The organism is Altericroceibacterium spongiae, from assembly GCF_003610805.1.
GTDB classification, from domain to species: Bacteria; Pseudomonadota; Alphaproteobacteria; order Sphingomonadales; family Sphingomonadaceae; genus Altericroceibacterium; species Altericroceibacterium spongiae.
Map to the genome: position 1 here is coordinate 1 of NZ_RAPF01000021.1, position 8,470 is coordinate 8,470.

Genomic DNA, 8,470 nt, shown 5'->3' on the forward strand with positions numbered 1-8,470 from the left:
AAGGCGGCTCCAGCGAACGAACCGGTTGTAGATCGTCTTATGCGGACCATAACCCTTGGGCGCATCGCGCCACATCAGCCCATGCTTGATGACGTAGACGATCCCCGACACGATCCGCCGATCATCGACCCTCGGGATACCATGCGACAGCGGGAAAAACGGCTCAATCCGGCGCATCTGCGCACGGCTCAACAAAAACGGTACATCCATCGGCAGCGCCTCCTCGACACTACCATTGAATCAACCAATCATACCCCACGCAAGCAATTTAATAGGTCCTGAGCCTAAGCAGCGAGACCGCGCTGGCCGGTTTCAGCCTCACGCCCTCACGGCAGGTCATGGCCGATGCCACACCGCCCAAAGGTTATATCGCCGAAACCAGTCTCGACGGCACGCACTGGACACAGCAGGCAGAAGGCGAATTCGCCAATATCGCCTATGCTCTGGCAACCCAGCGCATCGCTTTCCCGCAAGCGGCAAAGGCCCGCTATCTGCGCCTGACTTTCAAAGCCCCTGCCACCGACCGGCCGGTGCTCGCCATTGCCAATATCGGCGGTTTCACCGAGGCCCGCTGACAAAGAACCGACTGCGGCGCCTTGCAGAGCGCCGCAGTCTGTTGCGCCAGATATGCGACAAAACGCAGCGCACCGCGCTTTAAAAGCGGCAGAGCCAGTTTACATGATTGGGACAGCAGCGATCTGCAGGTCATGCACAAGGAAAACCAGCCTATGACAGCCCCCATCCGTGTCGGTTTTATCGGACTGAACCCTGACAGCAACTGGGCCGCAACGGCCCATATTCCTGCGCTCCGCTCGCTTGGGGACAGTTTCGAGATTACGGGGGTCGCCAACAGCACCCCGGAGAGCGGGCGCAAGACCGCTCAGGCGCTGGGGCTGAAACATGCTTTCGACACACCGGCCGATCTCGTCCGCTCACCCGATATCGATCTGGTCACGGTGACGGTCAAAGTGCCGTATCATTTCGAGCTTGTGTCACAGGCTCTGGAAGCCGGTAAACATGTCTATTGCGAATGGCCGCTCGGCAACGGGCTGGAAGAAGCGCGCAAACTGGCCACCATGGCCGCAGAGAGAAACCTCGTGGCCGTTACCGGAACGCAGGCCCGGGCCGCGCTGGAAATCCGCCATCTTCGCAAGCTGATTGCCGATGGTTATGTCGGCGATGTTCTGTCCACCACCATTGTCGGGTCGGGTGGTAACTGGGCCTATCAGACAAATGCAGCGCTCTATTATCTGTTCGACAAAACCAATGGCGCGACCATGCTCGATATCCCCATGGCGCATACGCTGGCAGCCCTGCAAGACGTTCTGGGCCGGTTCGATGTGCTCAAAGCCACGATGATGAGCAATTTCGACACGGTGACCGTAACCGATACCGGAGAGAAAAAACCCAAAACCGCTGCCGATCAGATCATGATGCAGGGCAGGCTGGCGAGCGGCGGGGCGCTTGCAGTGCATTATCGCGGCGGGATCAGCAAGGGCACCAATCTGCTGTGGGAAATCAATGGCACCGAAGGCGATATTCAGGTCACTGCCGATCTCGGCCATGCGCAGATGGCGCAATTGCACATTAAGGGCGCGCGCGGCCAGCAATCCGAAATGGCCGATCTGATGCCCGATGCGTCTCTCTATAATGGCCAGCCCGACTTTGCCGGGGCGCGCAATGTCGCCGGTATTTACGCGATGCTGGCCAGAGACATTCAGGAGGGAACAAGCACCGCGCCGAGCTTTCAGGACGCCGTTGCGCTGCATGAAATCCTTGCCCGCATCGAAACACTGGCTGCAACGGATGGGTGATCCGGCAGACGCTGCCGGCTCTTTCTGCCTTTTCGCCAGACCGGGAAGGACAAGGCGCGACATACCCAAAATAAACAAAATGTAAAAACTACTTGAACCGCTTGAGCGGCTCCCATATGAAATTTGACACAATGAAAAATCCATATGGGAGAGTGAAAATGAATTCGCTACAGGATCTTGTCAGCACACATGGCGGGGCGCTCAAAATGTTGCGCAGCGCGCGGCCCGAAACCGGCGCTCCGGCCCATGCGGCGATGCAGCCGCAGCCGATGATTCCTATCGTCCCGCAGGAATTTTCCAGTTGGGATCAGGAACAGGAGGCCTGGCGCAATGCAGTGGTGCTCTACGATCAGACGCACCACATGACCGATCTTTATATTACCGGCACCGATGCGGTGCGGCTGTTTTCGGATATTGCCACGAATAATCCGAAAAACTACGCCACAGGGCGCGGCAATCAACTTATTCTGTGCAATGCGGAAGGGTATTTTCTGGCCGATGGTATTTTGTGCGGACTGGAAGATAATCACTTCCTGTTCAACGGGCTCGAACCGGGATGCAATCTGATCCGCTATTATGCCGAGACGGGCGATTACAATGTCGAGCTGAACAAGGTTCCCAAATCCGAAGCCTATCCGAACGGTGAAGCACGGGCGCGGACATTGTGCCGGTTCCAGTTGCAAGGCCCCAATGCCGCCGCCCTGATTGAGAAACTCAACGGCGCACCCATGCCGGCCATCGGCTTCTTTCATATGACCGATCTCAAGATCGGGGACATTCCCGTCAAAGCCTTGCGGCACGGTATGGCCGGCGCCGTTGGATGCGAATTCTGGGCACCGTTCGAACAGCGGCATATCATCCGGGAAACCATCATTGCGGCAGGCAAGGAATTCGATCTGCATTGTGTCGGACACCGCGCTTATGTGACTGCTTCGGTGGAGTCCGGATGGGTCGGCGCACCTATGGGTGCCTTCTTCACCCATAGTATGAAACCCTATCGTGAATGGCTGGCAGCCGACAGCGCCGAAGGGTCTCTGCTTTTACGCGGCAGTCTCGATACAGACAATATCGAAGACTATTACTTCACGCCTTATGAACTGGGTTACGGCCCCTTCGTTCATCTCGATCACGATTTCGTCGGCCGCGATGCACTCGCCGCGCTGGATCCCGCGGAGCAGCGGCATAAGGTAACGCTTGCCTGGAATGCCGATGACATTGCCGATCTCGTCAAAGATATGCTCGATCCCGAAGGGGAAGGGTATAAGCCGCTCGATTTCCCCTGGCCCGAGCATCAGATGCAGACCTATCGTCCGTATAATGCAGTCATGGCGGGGGACAGGCGCGTGGGCGTGTCGCTGAATAGCTGCTATCAGCGTTCGGAACGGGCCTTCCTGTCACTGGCAATGGTCGAAGCCGATATTCAGATCGGCGATGAAGTCGAACTGATCTGGGGTGAAAGCGGGAGCTATTTTTTCAAGGCCACGCCGATGAAGCGCATTCGTGCCATTGTCAGCCCGGTTCCCTATTCCCGGGTTGCCCGTGAGAGCTATCGCAGCAAAGCGGCATAAATTTTTCAGCCTCGGGGGGCTTGGATTTTACCTGTGAAAGAAGATAGGTGACAATCCGAGCCGACCCGGGGATAATGATGGCCATCACAAAAGAAGATCTTGAAAGACGTGCCCAGATAGGGCGCGAACGCCGGGCACGGACGCGAGCCAGAATCCTGCTTGCGGCCTTTAATACGCTGGGAACCGAAAACGGCCTGCTATCGCGTATCGAGGATATCGCCGCGGCTGCCGATGTGACACGCGCCACCTTCTATAACCATTTTGCCGGGATGGAAGAGCTGCTTCAGGCGCTGAGCCATGAAGTCACTCATGATTTTCTCGTGGCGGTGCGCCGCACGGTCGATTCCAAGCCGGACCCGCGCGAGCGGGCCACTGTCGGCATTCGCTATTATCTCCACCGCGCCCGCAATGACGAACAATGGGCCTGGTCAATGATCAATATGAGCGGGAATGGCATTATTTTCGGTGCCGAGACCTTCCAGCAGGCGGAACAGACCATTCAGGAAGGGATGGATTCCGGCATGCTGAATCTGCCCTCCAGCCAGGTCGGTCGCGATCTGCTGATGGGAACCTCGCTTGCAGCAGTCGAAACCATGGTGCGCGAAGAGACACCGGAAGATTATCCCGAAGCGATCGCAGGCTTTATTCTGCTGGGGATGGGGGTCAACTATGAAGAGGCTCGCCAAATCGCGCATCTGCCTTTGCCCGCCCTTATCGATGAATGATACAGGGCAGATCTTTCGCCATAGAGCTTTAAGCGAAACAGCCCGCTCTAATCCTCTTCGGCAATTCTGACACTGAGTCCGTCCAGATTATCGTTCAGCTCTATCTGGCAGGACAGACGGGAATCGGTATCGCGATCCTCCGAACTGTCGAGCAGATCGTCTTCATCCTCTCCCATGGGCGGGAGCCGTTCGGCAAAGGCGGGATCGACATGCACATGGCAGGTTGCGCAAGAACAGCACCCGCCACACAGCGCCAGCAATTCGTCTATTCCCGCATCGCGGATCGTTTCCATCAGCGTCCAGCCAGGATGCAGCTCCAACCGATGTTCCTCGCCCTCACGGGTCGTGACAATGACTTCTCCCACACTGTTTTCCTTATTCGTACCGTTTATCGTTGCGGCGCTGCCGGCCTGAGGATCGCTCAGGCCTGTTGCAATGCGTCTGTTTTATCGAGCGATTTCATCATGCGCTGGAACAGGGTGATGGCCTTGTCCGCATTCGAGGGCATCGGGGGGCGCTCTGGTTCGCAGGCAATGATCCGCTGCTGCGCCTCAATCATGACCTTGTCTTCGAAAAAGGCCTGTCTGGCCGTGTCGATCATCAGATCGGCAATGGCATCATCGCCGAAAGCGGAACCGGGGCCCCAGCTGAAGTAGTAACGTGTCGTACTTTCACCTGTGGGGACAACAGCTTGACTGGTGAAATTGTTGAACAGCACTTCCCGATCTTCGCCTGGCTTCGAAAAGTCACAATCCTGTGCCGTTCCTTTCTGGTAAATAGCTGTATATAAAAGAAATACGCCGGGAATGATGAAATCGTAACTGGTCCATATATCGACTCTGTCGAGCCCGGCCGCTTTCCCGAGAGGCGGCACTGGCGGAGTGTTCACGATCCAGCGTGAATTGCGTACACCATTAGGGAGCGTCTCGACGACCGGACGATTGACCGACCATGCCTCATCCGCACCGAAACTGTTGCTGTGGACATAAGTCAGATGAGTCAGATCGAGCAGATTGTCGTTAATCAGCTGATAATTGGCTTCGTAATCGAGTTCCCCTCTGCGCAAAATCCATTCCGGATCGTCGAGCGCTTTGGCATCGGCGATAAGGGCCGTATCGGTGGGTTCCTTGTCTCCCATCCAGACCCATGCCCAGCTCGATTTTTCATATACCGGGTAGCTGCGCACACAGGCCCGCCTGGGGATCATATCCTGGCCGGGAATATCGTTACACTGGCCGTCGGGTGCGAATCTGAAGCCGTGATAGAGGCACCGGATATCGTCCCCTTCAACCTGCCCCATCGACAGCGGAGCCATGCGATGGATGCACCGGTCTTCCAGTGCCACCAATGTTCCATCTTCCCGGCGATAGAGAACAACCGGTTTGCCAAGCAGCATACGCTGGCGCGGTGTCCGGTCGAACTCATCGGCCCACCCGGCGACATACCAGCTATTATAGATGAGATTGCTCATATTCAGGTCCTTAAAATAAGGGGGTGCCATTGAAGGAACATGCGATGACACCCCCTGAAAGGAGCCGCAGGGGAGGATGACCCTGCGACTGAAGGAGCGCGTTAGAAGTTGACGCCTGCTCTGAGATACCATTCGCGCGGGCGGTTATAGGTCCCGAAAGCGAGGCCGAAACCGGGATTGGAAACGCCGGTCACAAGGACTCGCTTGTCGAAAATATTGGTCACGCCGCCTTGCAGAAACCACTCCCTGCCGGGCGCATTATAAGTGATGCTGCCATCGACAATATCGTGCGTTGGACGAGCGAGCGCCTCGGTCCGCTCGACATCGTTGAACACCTTTGTCTGATGCGACCAGGTAACGCTCGTGGTGATATCGCCGCCATTGGCAAGCCCGGCGACATAGGTCGGGCTGACATTGAGCGACCATTCGGGGGTCTTGGGCAGTTCCGTCCCGTCTCTTACGCCCAGCTGGAACGCATTGGGCGCAACCACCGACTGGTCGAGCACATCCTTGAAATAGGCATCCAGATAGCCGACCGAAGCATTGATCGTCAGCCCGTCCACCGGAGCCGCTACAGCTTCGATTTCGAAACCCTTGATGCGCGCATTACCGGCATTCTGGAAAATCGGGCTCACACCCGAATAAAAGGTGAGCTGAATGTCCTTGTAATCGGTCTGGAATGCGGCTGCGTTCAGTTGCAGACGCCGGTCGAGCAAGGTCGACTTTATGCCCACTTCATAGGTGGTGGCCTTTTCTTCATCGAAATCGGGCGCATAGGACAAAGGCGCGGAGAGGCGGGTCGTCCAACCACCGGTCTTATAGCCTTTCGAATAGCTGCCATAGACCATGAGATCATCGCTAGGATGAAGCTGGATGCCGAATTTGGGAGAGAAATTGGAGAACTTCTTTTTCTGTTTCTCATCGACATAAAAACGCAGCGGCTCATCTTCGACAGGGAAGCCGGCAACAGCATAGCAAGGCGCCGTTGCGCCGGGCCCTGTCGGAATCTGCGCATAAGGATCGACCGTTCCGTCAGGCGTCGCGCAGTTCAGAGCCTTGTAGAGAAGGCCATTGAGATCGCTCTGGGCCCCAAGCAAAGATTTATTCTCTTCGGTGTAACGCCCCCCGATCGTAATCCCGAGCCACTCATTGATACGCCAGTCGATCTGGCCGAATACAGCCCAGTTATCCGTATCCAGATCGTTCGGCCCGTCGATTTGCAGCAGGCCCTGTCCGAAAGCCATCCTGTCATTAAGGGAGGCATGTTCTTCGAAATAATAGCCGCCCAGAACGACATTCAGGCTGTTATCCAGAAAGGCGCCTATGACCTGCAGTTCCTGGCTGAACTGGTCCTGCTGCATGGAGAGAGACCCTTCGGCCAGGTCGACCGGACTATTATCCAGATCCACGCCTGAGCCCCAGTCGAGATTGCGATATCCGGTGATCGATTTGAGTGCAATCTGATCCGACAGATCGATATCCACCGTGCCGGAAAAGCCATAACTTTCCAATGTGTTATAGTTGTTCCCGGTCGCATAGCTGCGATCGGGATCGGTGCTGACGAAGCGCCCGTCATAAGTCAGCCGGTTATTATTCGGATCGCCATCGGTATTCACACCTCCCAATGCAGAACTCAGACCCGCCGGGTTGAACTGCGTTCCGCGCATGCCGCAAAGATTCTGCGCAAAACGTGCTGCGATTTGGTCGGCCGTGGAATTAATGCAGAAATTATACAGGCCGGCAAAGTTCAGCCCTCCTGCGGGTGGCGCAAAAGAGGTGCCGGGCAGCCCGGTCCCCGGCGGCGGGGCAAAAGGCGCCGGCTGAAAACCTTCATCCCAGGCAACGACGCTGTTGGGAGTGGAAGAGGTATCGGTCGTGCTGTAATCGCCGCTGAGCCGGACGGTAATGTTTGATGATGGCTCCCACAGCAATTTGCCGCGGACCGTCCAGCTATCATTGCCGCCCTGCCTGTCCGACACCGCATAATCGTTGCGCGGAATATAGGTCGGGGCATCAACGGCAAAGGGCTGATCCGTGGGGTAGGGGACACGCTTCTGATAGCCGTCGCGCTGTTCGGTCGAGAAAGTGAGCGATGAATACAGACCGTCCGCAACCGGTATATTCACCGTGCCGCGCGCATCGAAGCGGTTGAAGCGGCCATAAGTGACATCGCCCTTGAAATGAAACTCATCGTCAGGGTCGCGAGTCACGACCGAAATAGCACCGCCAATCGTGTTCCGCCCGAAAAGCGTTCCCTGCGGACCTTTGAGAATTTCCACCCGCTCGACATCGGGCAGGTTGAGATTGGCACCGACCGTGCGGGCAAGATAGACACCATCGAGATAGACCCCGACGCCGGGGTCGAGATTGGCTGCAAAGTCATTGGCGCCGACACCGCGGATAAAGGCTGCCAGAACTTGGCTCGATCCCGAAAAAGGCGTGCCGGCATCAAGTGTTGCATTGGGCGTGACATTGGAAATTTGCGAAATTTCGCGAATGCCTCTCGTTTCCAGCGCCTCCGATGAATAGGCCGAAATCGCAATCGGCACATCCTGCACATTCTCCGCCCGCTTCTGGGCAGTGACGACAATTTCTGCGATCCCCTTCTTGTCAGATGCGGGGGGTGGGTTGTTCTCCTGAGCCAGAGCCGAGGGGATGTAAACGCAAGACGCTATTATTGCAGAAGATAAAAAAACACCCTTCTTCATTATTCTCTCCCATAAATTATTATTATAATCCTCTGGTATTTTGTATTTTTTATATATTAGGCTCAGGACTCATTGATCACAGCCAGTAGCAAACGGTAGCGGCGATGCAGATGGCGGACATGAAGGTGTGGGCGCAACGGTCGTAGCGGGTTGCGACGCGCCTCCAGTCCTTGATCCTGCCGAA

General features: G+C 56.3%; 8 protein-coding genes and 1 pseudogene. 4 read left to right on the forward strand and 5 right to left on the reverse strand.

Features of this window, described 5'->3' with window-relative positions; all coding sequences use genetic code 11:
- Nucleotides 1–210 (reverse strand): transposase (locus D6851_RS17255; protein ID WP_147395420.1); only part of this gene is annotated, 210 nt, incomplete at its 3' end.
- A gap of 68 nt (nucleotides 211–278) precedes the next feature.
- On the opposite strand from D6851_RS17255, the gene D6851_RS17260 reads away from it, so the two are divergent.
- The 4 genes from D6851_RS17260 to D6851_RS17275 all read left to right on the forward strand — a co-directional run bounded on the left by D6851_RS17260 (nucleotide 279) and on the right by D6851_RS17275 (nucleotide 4,107).
- Nucleotides 279–575 carry a discoidin domain-containing protein gene (locus D6851_RS17260; protein ID WP_120326084.1) on the forward strand — a complete coding sequence of 99 codons (297 nt, stop codon included), beginning with the start codon at nucleotides 279–281 and terminating at the stop codon, nucleotides 573–575.
- Between the two features lie 153 nt (nucleotides 576–728).
- Complete coding sequence (locus D6851_RS17265) at nucleotides 729–1,814, forward strand: Gfo/Idh/MocA family protein (protein ID WP_120326085.1); 1,086 nt, start codon at nucleotides 729–731, stop codon at nucleotides 1,812–1,814.
- Nucleotides 1,815–1,972: 158 nt separating this feature from the next.
- Nucleotides 1,973–3,382, forward strand: coding sequence for an aminomethyltransferase family protein (locus D6851_RS17270; protein WP_183030169.1), 1,410 nt, complete (start codon nucleotides 1,973–1,975; stop codon nucleotides 3,380–3,382).
- A 74-nt stretch (nucleotides 3,383–3,456) separates the two neighbouring features.
- Entirely contained in the window at nucleotides 3,457–4,107 is a 651-nt protein-coding gene (locus D6851_RS17275) for a TetR/AcrR family transcriptional regulator (RefSeq protein WP_120326087.1), read from the forward strand.
- Between the two features lie 47 nt (nucleotides 4,108–4,154).
- Here the strand turns inward: D6851_RS17275 and D6851_RS17280 are convergent, their stop codons facing one another.
- The 4 genes and pseudogenes from D6851_RS17280 to D6851_RS17295 form a co-directional block, all read right to left on the reverse strand.
- A complete protein-coding gene (locus D6851_RS17280; protein ID WP_120324181.1) occupies nucleotides 4,155–4,472 on the reverse strand; it encodes a 2Fe-2S iron-sulfur cluster-binding protein in 318 nt (105 codons plus the stop codon).
- A gap of 56 nt (nucleotides 4,473–4,528) precedes the next feature.
- Entirely contained in the window at nucleotides 4,529–5,578 is a 1,050-nt protein-coding gene (locus D6851_RS17285; RefSeq protein WP_120326089.1) for an aromatic ring-hydroxylating dioxygenase subunit alpha, read from the reverse strand.
- Between the two features lie 101 nt (nucleotides 5,579–5,679).
- Entirely contained in the window at nucleotides 5,680–8,286 is a 2,607-nt protein-coding gene (locus D6851_RS17290; protein WP_120326088.1) for a TonB-dependent receptor, read from the reverse strand.
- Between the two features lie 76 nt (nucleotides 8,287–8,362).
- Nucleotides 8,363–8,470 (reverse strand): annotated as a pseudogene (locus D6851_RS17295) (IS5 family transposase); the annotation flags it as partial.

Coding starts and splice junctions, on each gene's coding strand:
- D6851_RS17265 (WP_120326085.1), top strand. CDS start 729: ATGACAGCCCCCATCCGTGTCGGTTTTATCGGACTGAACCCTGACAGC.
- D6851_RS17290 (WP_120326088.1), bottom strand. CDS start 8,286: ATGAAGAAGGGTGTTTTTTTATCTTCTGCAATAATAGCGTCTTGCGTT.
- D6851_RS17285 (WP_120326089.1), bottom strand. CDS start 5,578: ATGAGCAATCTCATCTATAATAGCTGGTATGTCGCCGGGTGGGCCGAT.
- D6851_RS17275 (WP_120326087.1), top strand. CDS start 3,457: ATGATGGCCATCACAAAAGAAGATCTTGAAAGACGTGCCCAGATAGGG.
- D6851_RS17270 (WP_183030169.1), top strand. CDS start 1,973: ATGAATTCGCTACAGGATCTTGTCAGCACACATGGCGGGGCGCTCAAA.